Origin of the sequence: Flavobacterium restrictum (assembly GCF_007097245.1) — a bacterium.
Lineage (GTDB): Bacteria > Bacteroidota > Bacteroidia > Flavobacteriales > Flavobacteriaceae > Flavobacterium > Flavobacterium restrictum.
In genome coordinates, this window is the sequence record NZ_VJZT01000025.1 from 1 (window position 1) to 20,970 (window position 20,970).

A 20,970-nucleotide genomic window follows, 5' to 3' on the forward strand; every position below is an offset into this window, starting at 1 on the left:
AAAGATGATGCTTGTCCTGAAGTTGCTGGTTTAGCTGCTTTCAAAGGATGTCCTGATACTGACGGAGATGGTCTTGCCGATAAAGATGACAAATGTCCTACTGTCGCTGGCCCTATAGCTAACCAAGGATGTCCAATATTAGATGCAGACAAAGATGGTGTTCCAGATACTGAAGACGAATGCCCTACTGTAGCTGGTCCTGCTAGCAACAAAGGATGTCCAGAAGCAACACCAGAAGCTCTTGAAAGCCTTAAAGTTGAAGCTAGATCAATTTATTTTGATTCTGGAAAATCTACTTTAAAAGGTGGCGAAACTCCTGCTCGTTTAGATGCAATGAAAGAAATCCTTAAAAACTATCCTAATGCAAAATTCAGTATTGAAGGTCATACCGATAGTACTGGTTCAACTAAAATGAACCAAAAACTTTCTGAAGATAGAGCTGCTACTGTTAAAAATGCACTAGTTGAAAGAGGAATCAAAGCTGACAACTTAAACGTAGTTGGTTATGGCGAATCTAAACCAATGGAAACAAATAAAACGAAATCAGGTAAAGCTAAAAATAGAAGAACTGAAGTGAGACACGTTGGTACTAAATACGAAGGTAAATTGTAATTAACTTTTGTAAATAATTCTAAAAAGCCGTTCTTAATTGAACGGCTTTTTTTATATTTATAAAATGACAAATCCTTCTTTTTTAGATAAAATAGCAACCGTACTAATTGAAGAATATTCCAATCAATTAGCAAATACCATTGTTGTTTTGCCCAATAAACGCGCCAAGATATTCCTTATCGAAGCACTCAAAAAACAAGTTGCGAACAACATACTTGCTCCAGAAATAACAAGCATTGAGGATTTTATTCAAGACATCGCAAGCATTCGAACTGTTGATCCAATAGAATTGTTATTTGAATTCTATGAAGTTTATTTGTCTATTACCGATAAAGCACAACAACAATCCTTTGAGGTTTTTGCGAATTGGGCAAAAACTCTTTTGCAAGATTTTAATGAAATCGACCGTTATTTGTTAGATTCAAATCATGTTTTATCGTACTTAAAAGATATTGAAGACATCAAAAAATGGGGAGTCGAAGTCGAAAATAAAACCCAATTACTAGAAAATTATATCGATTTTTGGAAATTACTTCCTAAATACTATCAATCGCTTTACGACCACTTACTAAAAAAAGGAATTGGCTACCAAGGACTTATTTATCGAGAAGCCGTTACTAATTTAACCGTTTTTTCTAAAACGATAAATTCCAAAAAATATATTTTTGCAGGTTTCAACGCCTTAAATGCTGCCGAAGAAAAAATAATTCAACATTTAATTGCTTCCAACCAAGCAGCTATTTATTGGGACGTTGATCAAACGTTCTTGAACGATCCGTATCATGACGCTGGTTTATTTGTACGTCGATTCAAAGAAAGCTGGAAACATTATAAATCAAATCCTTTTGAATGGATTGTGGATGATTTTTCCAAAAGCAAAAACATTCAAGTTATTGGTACACCCAAAACAATCGGACAAGCCAAAATCACAGGCAGTATTATTGAAAATAGCATCACCCAAAACCCCAATGCTACGTTAGACAAAGTTGCTATTGTACTTGGCGAAGAAAATCTTTTGGTACCGCTTTTATACGCTTTGCCCGCTACGGTTGGTGCGTTGAATATTACCATGGGCTATTCCAGCAAGAACAATCCCGCTCAAATTTTGATTGCGAAATTATTCAAAATGCACACCAATGCCTTATCCCGCAACGCTACGAGTTACGTGTTTTACTACAAAGATGTGTTGGATATTTTGACACATCCACTGATCGAACCGTATGCTAAAACGAATGATTTGGTCAAAATCATCAATCAAAATAATTACACCTTTATTACCCATAAAAAATTAACGGAGCTTCATGAAACGCAAAATGACTTATTCGATTTGTTGTTTCAAAAATGGGAAAAAGGTTCTATAGCGGTACTCGAAACGATTTCTAGCCTATTGTTAACCTTAAAAGCAAATTTAAGCACCGATAATGAGGATGAAAAAATCACCAAAGCTTTTGTTTTTGCCATTTTTAAAATCATTAATAAGCTCATCAATTACTATTCGCAACACCAGCATATTGACAAAATAGACACGTTGTATGCGATTTACAAGCAAGTAATTGATCTTGCCGAAGTTTCATTTGAAGGCGAACCGTTAAATGGGTTGCAAATCATGGGCGTACTCGAAAGTCGGGTTTTGGACTTTGAAACCGTAATTGTTACCTCGATGAACGAAGGGAAATTTCCTGCAGGAAAATCAATGAATTCCTTTATTCCGTATGATGTAAAGCGGGAATTGGGATTGCCTACTTTCAAGGAAAAAGACGCTATTTATACCTATCACTTTTATCATTTGTTGCAACGAGCCAAAAATATTTATTTGCTTTATAACACCGAAAGTGACGGGCTAGACGGTGGTGAAAAAAGCCGTTTTATCACCCAACTGGAAGTCGAAAAACAAGCGAACCACAATTTATCGCACGAAATTTACAATGCCACGTTGCCCGAAACCGCCTACCAACCGATGGTTATTCCAAAATCCGAAAGTATGATGATTCGATTGAAGGAAATTGCCGAACAAGGATTTTCGCCTTCGGCATTAACGAGTTATATCAGGAATCCGATTCAATTTTATTTCCAAAAGATTTTGCGCATTCGAGAAGTCGAGGAAGTCGAGGAAAATATTGCTTTGAATACTTTAGGAACTATAATTCACGAAACATTACGGGTTTTGTACACGCCATTTATAGATAAATTTATTTCAGAAACCGATATTTTAAATTGCTTTAAACAAATAGATTCGGAGGTTTTGAACCAGTTTAAGTTGGTGTACAAAGAAGGAGAAATCAAGAAAGGACGCAATCTATTGGCTTTTGAAGTAGCCAAACACAATGTTTCTAATTTCTTGAAAGTAGAACTAGAAAGCATCAAGAACGGTGACGCAATTAAAATCTTGGCACTTGAACAAACCTACGAACGCAAGTTGGAACATTCTAGTTTACCATTCCCAGTTTTGATAAAAGGAAATGTGGACCGAATTGAAGAACGCAACGGCAATATCCGAATTATAGATTACAAAACCGGAAAAGTGGAAAAAACAAACGTTACCTTAAAAACCTGGAAAGGTCTCACAGAAGATATCAAAAACGACAAAATCATACAGGTTTTGGCGTATGCCTATATGTATGAAGAAAAAGCCAATGGTAAACCAATGGAAGCGGGGATTATTTCGTTCAAAAACCTAAAAGCAGGTTTTTTACCGTTTACTTTCAAAGAAGGAAAAGAAGTGTCCTCCATCATCGAATTGCCCATTTTACCCAATTATCTCGAGCAATTGGTGTTGCTATTATCCGAAATTCTAGATGCTACAATTCCATTTAACGAGAAAATTTAGATGAATAAAAGCAGTCGAAAAACAATTGCAATCTTTGAATTTTTCAAAACTACACTTGCTGTGAATATCGCAGTAAGCGTATTGCCATTCCTTTTTGGAGGGACAATTGCGTTTAATTATTGCTTTTTATCCGTTGGTTTGGTAGTTAGTTTTGCTGTAAAAGAGTGGAATGCCAAAAACGAATACTTGTTTTACTACAACAATCAAATTTCGAAATTGGAACTCATTTGTTACACTTGGATAATGAGTTTTGTAGCACTCACCATGGCAAACATTTTATTTCACCTTACAACGCGTTTATTTTGAAAAAGCACCTATTAGAAATCGACAGCGTACAGAAGAATTTTGATTTTAAATCAATCCTTTCAGATGTATATTTAAAATGTGAAACTGGCGATATCATTGGGATTTTAGGACGAAATGGCTCTGGAAAATCAACTTTGTTACAAATTATTTTTGGTGTTATTCCAGCTAATTTTAAGTTTATTCGTGTGGACGGAGCGGTAACTTCAAAACTCGAAAATGGGTTTCGAGCAATAAGTTATTTGTCGCAAGAGGATTTTATTCCAAAGCATTTTTCCGTAAAAAAAGTCCTTTCTTTATCGCTTGAAAAAAATAAAATAAGCGATTTTACTGCTGACAAAATGATTCAACTGTTGCTTGACAAAAAAGTAAAAGATTTATCTGGTGGTGAATTGCGGTATTTAGAAATAAAATTGTTGTTGTTCAAAGAGTCTAAATTTGTGCTTCTTGACGAGCCTTATAATGGATTGTCACCCATAGCAATCGAAAAAATAAATGCTTTAATTCTTGAAAACGCTTCCGCAAAAGGGATAATCATCACCGACCACAATTACGAAAATGTAATTACAATTTCAACACAATTGCGCCTCCTCAAAGAAGGAAAACTACATACGATTACCGCCGTTTCACAATTGGTAGAAAAAGGCTATTTATCGGCAGGAATGGGTTAGATTTTCTTAAAAAAACCAGCTAAAACAGGCAGTAATTCCTCCCGATTTTCGATAGCACTCATGTGTCCGTCGGGAAAAGTAACCAAGTCAACTGTAGTATTTTCTAGTTGTTCCAGGCTTTCGTTATAATTCAAAACAGGATCTTGTTTACCTAGAATCAGCATTTTGGGGTAAGGACCAAAATGCAGAATCACTTCACGATCTTTCCTGATTTTCATACCTTCGAGCGACGCTACAATTCCTTGCAGCGGAGTTTTCAATGCTTGGATTTTTACATTTTCGATTTCATTTACCAGTCGTTCTCGGTTGTTTTCGCTAAACAAATTCGCAATCGAAAGGCGAACAAAAGTCGTGTAGTCTTTCTTGACGGCTTTTATGGCACGATCTCTATTTTTTTTGCGTTCGTCGCTGTCGGCTCTTGAAGTTGAGTTGAGTAAAACCAATCCTTTCACGCTATCCGAATACAATTCGGCGAAAGTCAAAGCCACGTAACCGCCCATAGAATGCCCCACGAGAATGGCTTTTCGGATGCGCAATTGCGATAAAACTTCGTGAACCACATCGGCATTGTCCTCCATGGTGTGTACATATCCCAAACAATCCGTTGCGCCATGACCCAATAAATCGATGGTAATGATGCGGTTTTTTTTACTCCATTTTGGGATAAAATCCTGCCACATAGTTTGATTTTCCAGAAAACCGTGCAGTAAAACTACAGCAGTGCCTTTGCCGGTATCGGAATAAGCGATTTTTGTGTTTTTGTAGAAGATTTGATTCATTGTTTTAAACTTGAAACAAAAATAGCATTAAAAAATTTAAAACCACATAAGGGATTTAAGGACATTTACGATTTTTTAAAGTGTTCTTAAATGCTGTTTTGTAAAAAAAAGGTATATTTGAAAAACGCCTTATTATAATTAATAGTTCAAAACAAATTTTCGCTAATTTTATAAAAATTTTCAATTATGGTTTTAATTATAAAAAAAAAAAATGCTAAAAAAGAAATAGAATCTTTTTTAGAAAAAAAAGAAAAGTCAGTTTCTAAAGGAAACTTGTCTGTTCATTTTGGAAAATTAAAAAGAAATTTAGACGGTCTAGAATATCAATTGGAAAAAAGAAAGAATGAAGATTGATTTTTTAGCCGACACTAATTTTTTGATAAACCTCCACGAAGGAAAACCATTTATCGAGCCCTTTTTAGATTATGTTTTTGGTATTTCTTTTATTTCTGAAATTGAACTTCTTGGTCATAAAGGTATTTCTACAAATGAAGAAAATGAACTAAAACAACTATTGGGAGATTGTTTCGTTTTTAATTTTAGCAACGACTTAAAGGAGCAAACAATTCTCTTAAGACAAAAGTATGCTATAAAACTCCCTGATGCAATAATAGCTTCAACATCCATTATTTTTCAAATCCCCTTAATTACATCTGATCAAGGTTTTAAAAAAATCAAAGAAATTGATCTGATTTTACTGGAATAAAATAAAAACGGCTCACATTCCTGCGAACCGTCTATTATCACTAATCTATTTTTTTGTCTAAATCAAGAATTCATAAGCGTTTCAATTTCCTCCACCTCAATGGGGATATTTCGCATCAAGTTAAACGGTTCGCCAGTGGCTTGAACCACCACATTATCCTCTAGTCGAATTCCAAAACCTTCGGCGGGAATGTAAATTCCCGGCTCTACTGTAAAAACCATATTGGCTTGCATGGGTTCGTGCAAAAGTCCGTAATCGTGCGTGTCCAATCCCATGTGGTGCGAAGTTCCGTGCATAAAATATTTTTTGTATGCAGGCCAATCGGGGTTTTCGTTTTGCACATCGGCTTTGTCAATTAATCCCAAACCAAGCAATTCCGAGGTCATGATTTTGCCTACTTCTACATGGTACTGTTTCCAGAGCGTTCCAGGAGTCAGCATTTGGGTTGCTTCGTTTTTCACCCGTAGAACAGCATTATATACCGCTTTTTGCCTATCAGAATAGCGACCAGAAACCGGAATTGTTCGGGTTAAATCACTCGAATAATTAGCATATTCTGCAGCAACGTCCAGCAAAATCAAATCGCCTGCTTTGCATTGTTGGTTGTTTTCTATGTAATGCAACACATTGGCATTGTTGCCCGAAGCAATAATGGGCGTGTAAGCAAACCCTTTGGAACGATTGCGAATGAATTCGTGAATGAGTTCGGCTTCAATCTCATATTCGGTTACGTTGGGTTTTACAAACGAGAGCAAACGACGAAATCCCTTCTCGGTAATATCACACGCATTTTGAATCAAATCCAATTCTTCACTTTCTTTTATAGAACGAATGCGTTGCAAAATCGGATTGCTTTTCGCCACCTGATGTGCTGGATAGTTGTCTTTCCACCATTTTACAAAGCGCACTTCCCGAGTTTCGGTTTCAACCGCAGCGCGATAATGCTCGTTGGTATTGATGTACATCGTCTCGGAATACGTCATCATTTCGTTGAGAATTTTATGAAAATCGGACAACCAATACACCGTTTTGATTCCCGAAACTTCAAAGGCACGTTCCTTGGTCAGTTTTTCGCCTTCCCAAATCGCAATGTGTTCGCTGGTTTCTTTCAAGAACAGTATTTCGCGTTGGTTTTCGTAAGGAGCATCCGGAAAAAGCAACAAAATACTTTCTTCTTGATCCACTCCTGACAAATAAAAAATATCGCGATGTTGTGCAAACGGCAAAGTAGTATCTGCCGAAACGGGATACATATCATTCGAGTTAAAAACCGCCACGCTTTTGGGCTTCATTTGTCCCGTGAATTTGGCGCGATTTTTTATAAATAAGTTACGATCGATAGGATGGTATTTCATGTTTTAATTCTTAAATTGTTACAAAACGTTCAAAAAGGTGTTCAAAATTAAGGAATTTAAACCAAAGTTGCGCGCCAAAAGCAACCTATTCAGGAGAAGAATCATCAAAATAATTAGGAGCGAAAAATCAGGCATTTTTGGCAGAAATGGGTTCCCGCTATCCGCTTTATCTTTCCCTGACCAAAAAAGTCAGGGAAAGGATACCGCTACTATCGGGGCTCAAGAGTTGAAATGGAGATTTTTCAGGAAGTATTCCCATTCATGGAACACGAGACGCCATTGTTTGAACACGAGATGTCATTGTTTGAACACGAGATGTCATTGTTTGAGCACGAGATGCCATTGTTTGAACACGAGATGTCATTGTTTGAACACGAGATGTCATTGTTTGAGCACGAGAATGAGTTGTTACAAAAACAATTCGTCATCAAATTGCAAAGGCAAAACTATTTTTATTCTACCCATTTATAATACCTCGCACCAGCAAGCACTGGGTTTTCTTGCTCTATTCTGTCCAAAATCCATTCGTTTTTAGGAGCACGAACACTTATTTTTTGTTCTTTTTTATGCAGTTTCTCGTAGGTTTCAAAATCTATGGCACTACTTTCGTTCAACGTTTCAAATAAATGGATATTCGAAAGTGCCAATTTCCAATCGGGTTGTATTGTTCCTTCAAAAACCTTCGATTTTGAACCACTTCCATACGCCAAGAAACCGAATTTTTTGGATGAAATTTCTATTTCATTGTCGTAAAAATGTGCCAAAGTAGACAACAATCCCATAAAAATGGAACCCGTATATAAATTCCCAATTAAGGACGAAGCAATTTCGGCAGGTTGTAATTTTTGAGTTACAAAACTACGATACGCCTCGGATTTGCTAATATCCTTTAATTTATTTTGGTATTCAGCAGGCGTTTCATCACCTGAAATAATTGTGTTTTGGGCATCCAAAGCATAAATTTCGGATAACATTCTACGCCCTTGAAACGCATACGGCAAGTGCATCACGATACTTTCCCAAAAATCATAAATGGTTTCGGTTGTATTTTTTAATTTTCGGAACGAAAAATAAGCCGCTTTAGTCCTATCCATATAACATTGATTGGAATATTGCCCGTCAAAAACAGGTTGGTCTTTGTGAATCTCGATTTCGGATTCTAAATTATCAAACCAGGGTTCATTGTTTTCGTTTCCTGTAATTTCCTTTTTCGAAAGCGTTCTGTAGGGTTTAAAAAAATCAAAAACACCTTTGGTACTCACGCCCCAATGGGTATCGAAAGCTATAATTCTAGGATTTGAAGCAATTACTAGTGCTACTGCCCCAGCCCCTTGGGTATATTCTCCGGTAGAATTTAAGTCGTATTTTGCAAAATCTGTGGTAACAACAATGGCTTTTTTGGTTGGATGGAGTTGAACAAAATCAATGCAGTTTTGCATGGCATCAACCCCACCGATGCAAGCAAAAGTAAAATCGACCACATCACATTCCGATAAAGAATTTTCGCCAAATTGTTGTTCCATCAACGCAATCAAGAACGAACTAATAGGTTTTGAGCCATCAATAGCACTTTCGGTTCCTACATATATTCGAGCAATTTCGGCTAAAATAAGGTTGTTGTCACGAATTAATTTGGTCAACGCATTGGCACCAAAAACAACGGTATCTTGATGAATATCAGGCAAAGTCATTTGAAGTAATCCCAATCCTTTTTCTAGTTTTTCGGGATCGATATTTCTGGCTGTTGCCAATGTTTTTATGGGTAAATGTATTTTGGCTACGTCAAATGCGAGGGCATCAATTCCGATTTTCATTTTGCTTTTTTTTAGAGTGTAAAGTTAAAATTACGATATCAAACAACAATTTTTTATATACACAAAATAGCGCGTTTTTGTGTTTTTGCGGTATTAAAAATTAAATGTTAAAATTTATACAAATTCTCAATAACATGCCTTTAAATCACGCTTTTTCAACATATTTTGCAATAATAAAAATAGCTGTCATTTAAGAAATGTTTAACTAACTATCGCAATTATAGTGACTTAACAGTTGATATTGAATCATTTTGCAAAGCGCAATAAAAACACTTTAAAATCATTATAAATAACGTTGTAATTGCGGTTACAGGGTTGTGATTGGTTGCTATTTGTGCTATTTTTGTTGGACTTTTTTAAAAAAATAAAATATTTAAAACATTATGGCAAAATCTGCTTTATTGAAGTCGTCAATAGCAAAAAAAGTGGCTATGGCGCTTTCCGGACTATTTCTGATTACGTTTCTTTCACTCCATTTTTTCATCAACATGGTATCGGTTTTTAGTGCAGATACTTTTAATATGATGTCACATTTTATGGGATACAATCCCTTGATTCAATTTATAATGCAACCTGTTTTGATTGCAGGCGTGGTATTCCATTTTGTTATGGGTTTTGTTTTGGAATTGAAAAACAGAAGTGCAAGACCAATTAAGTATGCAAATTACAATGGAGCAGCAAATGCTTCTTGGGCGTCTAGAAATATGATTGTTTCTGGATTAGTTGTTTTGGCTTTTTTAGGCTTACATTTTTATGATTTTTGGTTCGCCGAGATGCTTTACAAATATGTAAACGTAAATGCAATAGACGAGACAAGGTATTTTCCTGAATTGGTTCATAAATTTGAAAGCCCTGTTCGTACAGGGATTTATTGTGTGGCATTTGTTTTATTGTCACTTCACTTATGGCATGGTTTCAATTCGTCTTTTCAATCCGTTGGATTCGATAATAAGTATGCCAAGGCATTACACAAATTAGGATATGCATTTGCAATTGTAGTTCCTTTTGGTTTTATTTTTATTGCATTGTTTCATCATTTTAATCAAATTTAATACTCCAATCATGGCATTAGATTCTAAAGTACCAAATGGTTCAATTTCGGACAAATGGACAAATTATAAAGATCATATTAATTTAGTAAACCCAGCTAACAAGCGTAATATTGATATTATCGTTGTAGGAACTGGACTTGCTGGAGGTTCAGCAGCAGCAACTTTGGCTGAATTAGGATATAACGTAAAAACGTTTTGCTTTCAGGATTCTCCACGTCGTGCCCACTCGATTGCAGCGCAAGGGGGGATAAATGCAGCAAAAAATTATCAAGGAGATGGAGATTCAACTTTCCGTTTGTTTTATGATACTATTAAAGGAGGCGATTACCGTTCTCGTGAAGCAAACGTTCACCGTTTGGCCGAAGTTTCTACCAATATTATTGACCAATGCGTGATGCAAGGTGTTCCATTGGCCAGAGAATATGGTGGGTTATTAGACAATCGTTCCTTTGGAGGAACATTGGTAGCCAGAACATTCTACGCCAAAGGACAAACCGGACAACAATTGTTATTAGGTGCTTATTCTGCCATGAACCGTCAAATTGGTCGTGGAAAAATAAAAACAAACAACCGCCACGAAATGCTAGATTTAGTAGTAGTTGACGGAAAAGCCCGTGGAATTATTGCCCGTGATTTAGTTACCGGAGCAATCGAAAGACACTCGGCTCATGCTGTTGTTATAGCATCAGGTGGATACGGAAATGTATTTTTCCTTTCAACATATGCCATGGGAAGTAACGCTACTGCCGCTTGGAAAATACATAAAAAAGGTGCGTTTTTTGCGAATCCTTGTTACACACAAATTCACCCAACTTGTATTCCAGTTTCGGGAGACCACCAATCGAAATTAACTTTGATGTCAGAATCATTGCGAAATGATGGTCGTATTTGGGTACCTGCAAAACTAGAAGATGCACAAGCTATTCGTGAAGGCAAGAAAAAACCAGCTGATTTATCGGAAGAAGAGAGAGATTACTACTTGGAAAGAAGATACCCTTCTTTTGGGAATTTAGTACCTCGTGATGTTGCTTCTCGTGCTGCCAAAGAAAGATGTGATGCAGGTTTTGGAGTAAACAAAACTGGCGAGGCTGTTTACCTAGACTTTGCAGCAGCAATCCAACGTTATGGTAAAGAACAAGCCTATGTAAAAGGATTGGATGCTAACGATAAAGCATTAATTATAAAATTAGGAGCTGCTACAGTTGCTAATAAATACGGAAATTTATTCCAAATGTATGAGAAAATCGTTGACGAAGATCCGTACACTACTCCAATGATGATTTACCCAGCAGTTCACTACACTATGGGTGGAACTTGGGTAGATTATAACTTACAAACCACTATTCCAGGATGTTTCTCAATTGGAGAATCCAACTTCTCTGATCACGGAGCCAACAGACTAGGAGCTTCGGCATTGATGCAAGGTTTGGCTGATGGGTATTTTGTATTGCCATACACCATTGGTGATTATTTGGCACCAGATATAAAAACAGGAACAATCTCTACCGATTTACCCGAATTTGTTGAAGCAGAGAAAAAAGTAAAAGCACAAATAGACCAATTCATCAACAATAAAGGAACACATTCAGTTGATTATTTCCATAAGAAATTAGGAAAAATCATGTGGGACAAAGTGGGTATGGCTCGTAATGAAAAAGGATTAAATGAAGCTATTAAAGAAATTGCGGCTTTACGTGAAGAATTTTACAAAGATGTAAAAGTGCCTGGAACTGCGGATAGTTTTAATCAAGAGCTAGAAAAAGCAGGTCGTGTTGCCGATTTCCTTGAATTAGGGGAGTTGTTTGCCAAAGATGCCTTACACCGTAATGAATCTTGCGGAGGACACTTCCGTGAAGAATACCAATCCGAAGAGGGAGAAGCACAACGGGATGATGAAAACTTTGCTTATGTTGCGGCATGGGAATACAAAGGAAAACCAAGTGATGCCGTTTTACACAAAGAGCCATTGGTATTTGAAAACATAAAATTAGTAACTCGTAGTTATAAATAGCAATTAGTCAAAGGTCAAACGTTTTTAAGTCAAATGACTTTCGACTTTCGACTTTAAGGCTTTAAAACTAAAAATATGAAACTTACATTAAAAATATGGCGTCAGAAAAACGCCCAAGACAAAGGAAAAATGGTTGAATATCCATTAGATGGTATCGAAGGCGATATGTCTTTCCTTGAAATGCTCGACGTACTAAACGAAGGTTTAATCAACAAAGGAGATGAACCCGTTTCTTTTGACCACGATTGTCGCGAGGGAATTTGCGGATCCTGTTCTTTGTTTATCAACGGAGAAGCACATGGACCAGATAGAGGAATACCAACTTGTCAATTGCACATGAGAATGTTCAAAGATGGGGATGTGATTTTTATTGAGCCATTTAGAGCAAAAGCTTTTCCTGTAATCAAAGATTTAGTAGTTGACAGAAGTTCTTTTGATAGAATTCAACATGCTGGTGGTTTTATATCAGTGAATACTTCAGGAAATCCTGTGGATGCCAATACAATTCCAATTCCAAAACACGATGCAGATAGAGCATTTGATGCAGCTACTTGTATTGGATGCGGTGCTTGTGTAGCAACTTGTAAAAACTCTTCTGCTATGTTATTTGTTGCAGCAAAAGTATCGCAATATGCTTTGTTGCCTCAAGGTAGAGTTGAAGCTACTGATAGAGTCTTGAATATGGTTGCACAAATGGATGCCGAAGGTTTTGGTAACTGTACCAATACTGGAGCTTGCGAAGTGGAATGCCCTAAAGGAATTTCATTAGATTATATTGCACAAATGAACAGGGAATATTTATCAGCAAGTTTACAAGGATAGAATAAAAATAGAATTTTATAAAAAAACGCATTCATTTATTTGAATGCGTTTTTTGTTTTAGACCAATTTATAATTTTAGTTTTCTTTGCAGAGGAAGTACAAAAAAGTGGTTTTTCTTTCAAAAACAAACTAAATTATGTTAAATACACTTTATTTGGTCAAACAACTATTTAATAACACCACATTTGACGCAAACGAACTTATGTCGTAAAAACATAAAAGATTTCATTGTTAATTCTATTATTGGTAGTGGTCAGTAGAATTATATTAGAAGCTAACAAATGAAAAAACAAACAAATAAAATTACCACGCTTTTATTCATTTCCTTTTTGATGGCCTCAACAATGGCATATTCACAAGTAGGAATAGGAACAGTAACCCCTAACGGATCATCAATATTAGATATTCAGTCCAATGACAAAGGGGTTCTTTTGCCTAGATTTACAACTGTTGAAAGAGATGCCATAAGCACTCCTGCAAACGGACTCATTGTTTATAACACCACTACGGCTACTTTTAATTGTTATAATGCGGGTTGGAAATGTTTTCTAAATGATTTTATTTTACCCATAAATGGAGGAACTGGAATTGCTAATGATAACACCTCGACGCTAACTTTATCTGGAGGTTTTCCTACCACAATTGCAACTACCGCTTCGACAGCAGTTGTATTACCAGCAACTGGAACACTTTACGGAACAGCCACAGGAAGCATAACAGCCACACAATTAGCACATTCGGTTACTGATGAAACGGGAACAGGAAGTGCTGTGTTTTCAGAAAATCCTGCTTTTACCGGAGTGCCAACAGGACTTACAGCAACCATTGGAACCCATACAAGTCAATTAGCCACAACGGCTTTTGTATTAGCAAACATAAATCCAAGCAAATATAGTTCTGTTACTGCTGCGTCTAGTATATCAACTGCTTCCCCAACAGCAGTTGTTGTTGACGGAATGACTTTAGCTCCTGAAACTGGGCTTTATGTTGTTACGTTTAATAGTCAATATGCCATTGATTCTATTGATAAAATGGCACAAAGCATTATTGATTTAAATGCCGTTTATAAAACACTTATAGAAAAAACTGCGACTAATACTTCCCATGGATCCGTTTTTGGGAATGGAGAAACGCTTACTACAGGAGTTTATTTGTTGACGGGAGCAGGAACGATAGCAGGAACACTTACTTTGGATGCCTTGGACAATCCAAATGCAGTATTTATTTTTAAAATTGATGGTGCATTTAGTTCTACTGCTGGAACTATTGTAAAATTGATCAATGGTGCAACTGCTAGTAATGTGTTTTGGGTAGTGGAAGGCGCAATAGGCATGGGAGCTTCTACTACAATGAAAGGAATGCTATTAGCCCATAATGGAGCAGTAGCACTAGGGGCTTCCTCCAATCTTGAAGGAAGAATGTTTACAATTTCGGGAGCAATTGGTATTGATAACTCCATTATTACAATACCAACCTACTCCTCCTATATCAACTTGGGAATGCTTTCTAGCACTGGTGTGTTTAGCGCTAGTGGTAGCGTGTCTAACACTGGAGTTTCAACCATCACGGGGGACATCGGCACGAATGAGGTTAATATATTAGGGTTTGAAACCGCTATAGTTCATGGTACAATAAACCTACCAAGTTATAGCAACAATGCCTTGGCCACTTTTAGTATTTATCAAAATGGTATTTTGATTCCTGATTCCACGAGAATAAGAACAGCTAATACAAATACGGTAGATATATCATTACAGGCGGTGACAGCAATAACTTCAGGTCAATCAATTGATATTAGATGGAAAATAGATTTTGGGACGATAACTCTAAAAAACAGAATATTAACCCTAATTAATGTTCGATAAATTTCATATTGAACTAATTTAAATTTTAGAATTGGACTTACGAATAAAATCCATAGGATCAATATGGTAAGTAGCATTTTTAAAATTATTTCCTGTTTCGAGAGTTATTAGTACTTTTTTTTAAACTATCACTTAATAAATAGTTTAGCATCCTTTAAGAATATATTTTTACAATACTAATAAGGACAGCTCTTACTAGTATACTCCTTCAATTTTTCACTAAACAATTCATTACCATTCAGTTTGAGTAAGCTATTTTTTATTTATAAATGCAGAGAATAAGATCTCAAATTATAAAATATCAATTACCGAATATAACAAACTACAAAACAAATGAAAAAAATCACGACTCTTATATGCACCTCCTTTTTGATGATTTCACCAATGGTAAATTCACAGGTTGGAATTGGAACAACAACTCCGGATGCCTCATCAATATTAGACATTCAGTCCAATGACAAAGGCGTTCTTTTGCCAAGATTGACAACTGTGGAACGAGATGCTATAGGTACTCCTGCAAATGGACTCATTGTTTATAACACGACTACCTCGAATTTTAATTACTATAATGCGGGTTGGAAATATTTTATAATAGATATTACATTACCCGCAAATGGAGGAACTGGAATTGCTAATGATAACGCCTCAACATTAACTTTATCCGGAGGTTTTCCTACCACAATAGCAACTACCGCTTCAACAGTAGTTATATTGCCTACAACTGGGACTCTTTATGGCACAGCAACAGGAAGCATAACTTCCACACAGTTAACACATTCAGTTACCGATGAAACTGGAACGGGAAGTATTGTGTTTTCAGAATCTCCCGCTTTTACTGGAGTACCTTCAGGCCCTACAGCGGTCTTTGGAACAAATACAACTCAATTAGCCACAACAGCATTTGTGTTAGCCAATCTAAACGGACATAGTTCTGTTAATGCTGCGTCTAGCATATCCACTTCTTCCCCTACAGATGTCGTAGCTGACGGCATGACTTTGACACCAGGAGCAGGCGTTTATACCGTTACATTCAATAGCCAATATGCAATTACCTCTGGCAACATAACGGCACCAGGAGCAGCTAATTTGACGACTATATATAATACACTTATGGGTAAAACGGCGACGAATACTTCGCATGCTACTACTTTTGGAAGTGGAGAAACCCTTGCCCCAGGTGTCTATACAATGGCGGGGGCAAGTTCAGCAACTGGATCGCTTACACTAGATGGTGGTGGAGATCCAAATGCCGTTTTTATTTTCAGGTTTGGAGCCGCATTTGCAGTTGCTGCAAGCACAACCATTGTTTTGGTAAACGGGGCAACTGCTTCGAATGTATTTTGGGTAGCCGAAGGCGCCATAAGCATAGGCGCATCAAGTATAATCAAAGGCATGCTAATTTCTCATAACGGAGCAGTTTCTATGGGAGCTTCTTGTAATGTTCAGGGACGAATGTTTTCTAATTCAGGAGCAATAAGTATAGATGGTTCAACGCTAACAATCCCAGCTTCGAGTCCTTATATCAACCTAGGAACATTAACTGGTTTTGCGCAATTTACTTCTAATGGAGGCGTAACTAACGTAGGTGCTTCAACCATTACGGGTGATATAGGCACTAATGCTGGTGCGATAACAGGTTTTGCAGGTATAGCCACAGTAAATGGAACCATATATTCTCCTGGTGTCAACAATAATGCGTTAGCTACATTTAGTATTTATCAAAATGGTGTTTTAATTGCAAACTCAAGCAGAACAAGAGAATTGAATGTCAACACTGTTGATGTATCCTTACAAGCAATAGCAACTGTCGCAGCTGGACAAGCTATTGATGTTAGGTGGAAAGTTGACCTAGGTACAATTACCATGACCAATAAAATATTAACGTTGATAAGTGTTCAATAATTAGAATTTAAAATGAATTCATACAAAATCACTGCGGCTAAATGATACTAAACATACGAATAAATTATAGGCCGTTTCTGTTTCTTGCTGTTGTCTTATTTCAAACGGGGGTAACGGCTCAAGTTTTTGTAGGCGCAAATACTGATGTGCTAGTAAACAATAACGTTTTTTATGTAAAACAGTGTTTAGAGTTAAGCAGTGCAAGTAGTCATTTTTATTTAAGAAATCAAAGCCAACTCCTGCAAGGCACACCGGGTTTAGGAACTAATAAAGGATTGGGGAGTTTATCTGTTTTTCAAGAGGGAACTGTTACTAATTATCAATTCAATTATTGGTGCGCACCAGTAGGAAATGTAGCTTTATCTACATCAGAAAATAGTCCTTTTGGAATCACCCAATTGAGTCTACCAGAAACCAAAGCTACCTCAATACCTGCAATTATTTTATCTTCAAATACATACGATGGCACTGCTACACCATTTGCAATTGCACCGTATTGGATTAATAAATTCACTACTCATAATTCCTCTTATTCTGACTGGGTTCCTGTGGGAGCTACTGCAACGATAAATGCTGGTGAAGGTTTTACGATGAAAGGAACGTCAGGAACAAATACAACAGTAGTCGATGGAGTTCAAAACAACCCAGACGGAAAACACCAGCGATATGACTTTAGAGGAAAACCAAACGATGGAACCATCACGATTCCAGTTTTAACAGGCGAATGGACATTGACAGGAAACCCCTATCCGTCAGCAATTGATTTACAAGCATTTTTGACTGCCGAATTAAACTGCACGGGGATTGCTTATTTTTGGGAGCAAGACAAAACCCAAAACTCTCATTATATTGTGGATTACAAAGGCGGTTATGGAACCTATTCCGCAGCTGATGTATATATTCCCGCTGTATTTTATACCTATGATGGATCCGGAAATGAAATTGCAAATTTGGGAAGTTCAGGCAATACCTATCAAAGAAAATATTCGCCTATTGGTCAAGGCTTCATGATTGAAGGATCAGCAAATGCAAATGTTCAAATGAAAAATAGCTACAGAATTTTTGTAAAAGAAGGACTTTCAAATTTTCCTCAATTCGAAAAAAAGGCAACGAACAAGACTATTACCACGCCTCAAACAGTTCCGCACATTCGGTTGAACACTTTATTAGATAATGGCCCAATTAGCCAAATGGTTCTAGCATTCAACCCATCCTCAACTGATGATATCGATCATGCTATGGATGCTGCTTCGCCAAATGATGGTTCCGCTAACAATTATTTTGTAATTAATGACAATGAATATGTCATTAATGTTATGCCGTTTGATATTGACAAGAAAATTGCAATTGGATTTAGAAATACTGCTGAAGCCAATTATAAAATCACGGTAAACCAAATCATAAATATTCCCGAAGTTGCCAATGTGTATGTACATGACAAAGCCACAAATACATATTACGACATAAAAAATAGCCTCTTTGACGTAACATTACCAGCTGGTACAAATACTACTCAATACGAAATCGCCTTTAAAAACGGTACATTGAGCCTGCCTAATTTACCAAATCAAAACAGTTTTGTAGTACGGCAAGACAACTATACAAAAAAATTGACAATCAGTAATCCGTTGCAAAAAGAACTTAATTCTTGCGATGTGTATGATGTAATGGGAAAACAAATTTTGGGTAAAAGTCGGCCAGGAACAAATGCATCCTATGTCTTTTCAACATCAAATTGGAACGATGGTATTTATATTGTTAAGCTAACCACAACAGATAAATCAGAAATGGGAACAAAAATCATCATTAAAAAATAAAACTCCTGTTTGGATTGCATTTGTAATCCATGTCAACTGTGTGCCAATTTTTAGTAATTTTATAAAATGAAAATTGCACTTATTCAAACTCAACTGTATTGGGAAAACCCAACTAAAAACCGAAATCATTTCGAAGAAAAAATCAACGCCATTACCGAACAAGTAGATTTAATCGTGCTTCCCGAAATGTTTACGACCGGATTTACGATGCGTCCAAATCATGTTGCCGAAACAATGCAAGGCGAAACGATTACATGGCTTAAAGTGTTGGCGAAAGCCAAAAACAGCGCCATTACAGGCAGTTTAGCCATTACAGAAAAGGATAGTTTTTATAATAGATTGGTGTTTGTTTTTCCGTCGGGTGAAATTAAATTCTATGACAAACGCCATTTGTTTAGTTTGGCGGGTGAAGACAAAACATACACATCAGGCAATCAAAAATTGATAGTAGAGTATTTAGGTTGGAAAATTTGTCCCTTGATTTGTTACGATTTGCGTTTCCCCGTTTTTGCTCGAAATGTCGAAGATTATGACATTTTGATTTACGTTGCTAATTGGCCAAAAATTCGCATCAATGCCTGGGATATTTTGCTCCAAGCCCGATCGGTCGAAAATATGTGTTATACTATTGGCGTAAATAGAACCGGTTTTGACAATACGAATTACGAACACAACGGACATTCGCAAGCGGTTGATTTTATGGGAAATTACATTGTAGAACCACAAGAAACAGAAGACGTTTTTATGCTAGATTTAAACAAAGAAAAACTACTTACCGCTAGAAAAAAATTGAATTTTTTAAGCGACAAAGACACTTTTGAAATCAAAAAAGAATAGAGAATTTTGAAACAAAAAAAATCGGAACAGATATAATTCTGTTCCGATTTTTACTTTATAACATGTACCAGACGAATCTGTAACAAGTTTTTATTCTGATTCTGGATCATTCATTTTGAAATCATCCATAAATGCTGTTGTATAAACGCCCGCAATATAACGAGGATCATCCATTAATTGACGGTGAAACGGGATGGTAGTCTTAATTCCTTCAATTACAAATTCATCCAAAGCTCTACGCATTTTGCTAATTGCTTCGTCACGCGTTTGAGCCGTAGTGATTAATTTTGCAATCATCGAATCGTAGTTTGGCGGAATAGTATATCCAGAATATACGTGCGTATCTAAACGCACTCCGTGACCTCCTGGCATGTGCAAAGTGGTGATTTTTCCTGGTGACGGACGGAAATCATTATACGGATCTTCGGCATTGATGCGGCATTCTATAGCGTGCATTTGAGGTAAATAATTTTTACCAGAAATAGGTACACCCGCAGCTACTAATATTTGCTCTCTAATCAAATCATAATCAATTACTTGCTCTGTAATTGGGTGTTCTACTTGAATACGCGTATTCATTTCCATGAAGTAGAAATTTCTATCTTTATCTACCAAAAACTCAACCGTTCCAGCACCTTCGTATTTAATATATTCCGCGGCTTTTACAGCAGCTTCTCCCATTTTGGTACGAAGTTCATCAGTCATAAAAGGCGACGGAGTTTCCTCGGTCAATTTTTGATGACGACGTTGCACAGAACAATCTCTTTCCGAAAGGTGACAGGCTTTACCGTAAGCATCACCAACCACTTGAATCTCGATATGTCTTGGTTCTACAATTAATTTTTCAAGGTACATTCCGTCATTTCCAAAAGCAGCTGCAGACTCTTGACGAGCGCCTTCCCATGCTTTCAACAAATCTTCGGGAGCCCAAACAGCACGCATCCCTTTACCTCCACCCCCAGCAGTTGCTTTAAGCATTACTGGATATCCAAATTCTAGGGCTAATTGTTGCGCTTGTTCGTAAGATTCTAAAATACCTACAGAACCAGGCACACAGGGTACACCAGCTTCAATCATAGTTGATTTAGCCGAAGCTTTATCGCCCATTCTATCAATCATTTCTGGTGCTGCACCAATGAATTTAATTCCGTGTTCTTGGCAAATTTTAGAAAATTTAGCATTTTCCGAAAGAAACCCATATCCTGGATGGATCGCATCAGCATTGGTAATTTCTGCAGCAGCAATAATATTTGACATTTTCAAGTAAGATAAGTTACTTGGTGGTGGCCCAATACATACGGCTTCGTCAGCAAACTTAACATGTAAACTTTCTGCATCGGCAGTAGAATAAACAGCTACCGTTTTGATACCCATTTCCTTGCAAGTTCTAATTACTCGAAGTGCAATCTCACCTCTATTTGCAATTAATATTTTTTTAAACATAGGTTTAGAAATTTTAAATGTTGAATTTTAAATTTTAAATTATTTTAAATAACGATAATTCATCATTCAAAATTTATAATGGCTCTTCGCCTAAATTAGTGGAATTGTGTTTTTAGGCATTACCTAAATAATATACCATTTTTATGAAATTATC

18 protein-coding genes are annotated in these 20,970 nt (G+C 36.6%); 14 read left to right on the forward strand and 4 right to left on the reverse strand.

The genetic code is table 11. The annotated features are described in order from the left end of the window. The 4 genes from FNW21_RS15250 to FNW21_RS15265 all read left to right on the forward strand — a co-directional run. Positions 1 to 612: OmpA family protein (locus tag FNW21_RS15250; RefSeq protein WP_144257616.1), on the forward strand; the 612-nt coding region annotated here is incomplete at its 5' end. 64 nt (positions 613 to 676) lie between these two features. After that, entirely contained in the window at positions 677 to 3,439 is a 2,763-nt protein-coding gene (locus FNW21_RS15255; RefSeq protein WP_144257617.1) for a PD-(D/E)XK nuclease family protein, read from the forward strand. A 60-nt stretch (positions 3,440 to 3,499) separates the two neighbouring features. After that, positions 3,500 to 3,745 (forward strand): hypothetical protein, encoded by a 246-nt coding sequence (locus FNW21_RS15260; RefSeq protein ID WP_144257618.1) that lies wholly within the window; start codon positions 3,500 to 3,502, stop codon positions 3,743 to 3,745. Continuing rightward, complete coding sequence (locus FNW21_RS15265; RefSeq protein WP_144257619.1) at positions 3,742 to 4,413, forward strand: ATP-binding cassette domain-containing protein; 672 nt, start codon at positions 3,742 to 3,744, stop codon at positions 4,411 to 4,413. Before FNW21_RS15260 ends, FNW21_RS15265 begins: the two co-directional genes overlap by 4 nt. Here FNW21_RS15265 and FNW21_RS15270 read toward each other — a convergent pair. After that, on the reverse strand, positions 4,410 to 5,192 hold the full coding sequence (locus FNW21_RS15270; RefSeq protein WP_144257620.1) for an alpha/beta fold hydrolase: 783 nt from the start codon (positions 5,190 to 5,192) through the stop codon (positions 4,410 to 4,412). The genes FNW21_RS15265 and FNW21_RS15270 overlap by 4 nt on opposite strands. Positions 5,193 to 5,378: 186 nt before the next feature. Here FNW21_RS15270 and FNW21_RS16400 point away from each other — a divergent pair, with 186 nt between their 5' ends. Together FNW21_RS16400 and FNW21_RS15275 are read left to right on the forward strand one after the other, a co-directional pair. Beyond that, entirely contained in the window at positions 5,379 to 5,546 is a 168-nt protein-coding gene (locus FNW21_RS16400; RefSeq protein ID WP_185963947.1) for a hypothetical protein, read from the forward strand. Continuing rightward, complete coding sequence (locus FNW21_RS15275; protein ID WP_144257621.1) at positions 5,536 to 5,898, forward strand: PIN domain-containing protein; 363 nt, start codon at positions 5,536 to 5,538, stop codon at positions 5,896 to 5,898. The genes FNW21_RS16400 and FNW21_RS15275 overlap by 11 nt, the downstream gene beginning before the upstream one ends. Before the next feature lie 62 nt (positions 5,899 to 5,960). Here FNW21_RS15275 and FNW21_RS15280 read toward each other — a convergent pair whose 3' ends face one another. Further along, positions 5,961 to 7,253 (reverse strand): aminopeptidase P family protein, encoded by a 1,293-nt coding sequence (locus FNW21_RS15280; RefSeq protein ID WP_144257622.1) that lies wholly within the window; start codon positions 7,251 to 7,253, stop codon positions 5,961 to 5,963. Between the two features lie 231 nt (positions 7,254 to 7,484). Here FNW21_RS15280 and FNW21_RS15285 point away from each other — a divergent pair, with 231 nt between their 5' ends. After that, entirely contained in the window at positions 7,485 to 7,724 is a 240-nt protein-coding gene (locus FNW21_RS15285; RefSeq protein ID WP_144257623.1) for a hypothetical protein, read from the forward strand. On the opposite strand, the gene FNW21_RS15290 is transcribed toward FNW21_RS15285, so the two are convergent. Then, positions 7,706 to 9,067 carry a hydroxymethylglutaryl-CoA synthase family protein gene (locus tag FNW21_RS15290; protein WP_144257624.1) on the reverse strand — a complete coding sequence of 454 codons (1,362 nt, stop codon included), beginning with the start codon at positions 9,065 to 9,067 and terminating at the stop codon, positions 7,706 to 7,708. The genes FNW21_RS15285 and FNW21_RS15290 overlap by 19 nt on opposite strands. A 383-nt stretch (positions 9,068 to 9,450) precedes the next feature. On the opposite strand from FNW21_RS15290, the gene FNW21_RS15295 reads away from it, so the two are divergent. The 7 genes from FNW21_RS15295 to FNW21_RS15325 all read left to right on the forward strand — a co-directional run bounded on the left by FNW21_RS15295 (position 9,451) and on the right by FNW21_RS15325 (position 19,373). Then, on the forward strand, positions 9,451 to 10,119 hold the full coding sequence (locus tag FNW21_RS15295) for a succinate dehydrogenase cytochrome b subunit (protein ID WP_144257625.1): 669 nt from the start codon (positions 9,451 to 9,453) through the stop codon (positions 10,117 to 10,119). Between the two features lie 10 nt (positions 10,120 to 10,129). Next, a complete protein-coding gene (locus FNW21_RS15300) occupies positions 10,130 to 12,130 on the forward strand; it encodes a fumarate reductase/succinate dehydrogenase flavoprotein subunit (RefSeq protein WP_144257626.1) in 2,001 nt (666 codons plus the stop codon). A gap of 75 nt (positions 12,131 to 12,205) precedes the next feature. After that, positions 12,206 to 12,952: a succinate dehydrogenase/fumarate reductase iron-sulfur subunit gene (locus FNW21_RS15305; protein WP_144257627.1), complete on the forward strand. Its 747-nt coding sequence runs from the start codon at positions 12,206 to 12,208 to the stop codon at positions 12,950 to 12,952. Positions 12,953 to 13,233: 281 nt separating this feature from the next. Next, positions 13,234 to 14,817, forward strand: a complete 1,584-nt coding sequence (locus tag FNW21_RS15310; RefSeq protein ID WP_144257628.1) for an ice-binding family protein — start codon at positions 13,234 to 13,236, stop codon at positions 14,815 to 14,817. 333 nt (positions 14,818 to 15,150) lie between these two features. Beyond that, positions 15,151 to 16,719, forward strand: a complete 1,569-nt coding sequence (locus tag FNW21_RS15315) for an ice-binding family protein (RefSeq protein ID WP_144257629.1) — start codon at positions 15,151 to 15,153, stop codon at positions 16,717 to 16,719. 41 nt (positions 16,720 to 16,760) lie between these two features. Next, complete coding sequence (locus tag FNW21_RS15320) at positions 16,761 to 18,536, forward strand: T9SS type A sorting domain-containing protein (RefSeq protein WP_144257630.1); 1,776 nt, start codon at positions 16,761 to 16,763, stop codon at positions 18,534 to 18,536. A gap of 66 nt (positions 18,537 to 18,602) precedes the next feature. Further along, positions 18,603 to 19,373, forward strand: a complete 771-nt coding sequence (locus FNW21_RS15325) for a nitrilase family protein (protein ID WP_144257631.1) — start codon at positions 18,603 to 18,605, stop codon at positions 19,371 to 19,373. Between the two features lie 90 nt (positions 19,374 to 19,463). On the opposite strand, the gene accC is transcribed toward FNW21_RS15325, so the two are convergent. Next, positions 19,464 to 20,816: an acetyl-CoA carboxylase biotin carboxylase subunit gene (gene accC / locus FNW21_RS15330; protein WP_144257632.1), complete on the reverse strand. Its 1,353-nt coding sequence runs from the start codon at positions 20,814 to 20,816 to the stop codon at positions 19,464 to 19,466. Positions 20,817 to 20,970 lie beyond the last annotated feature (154 nt).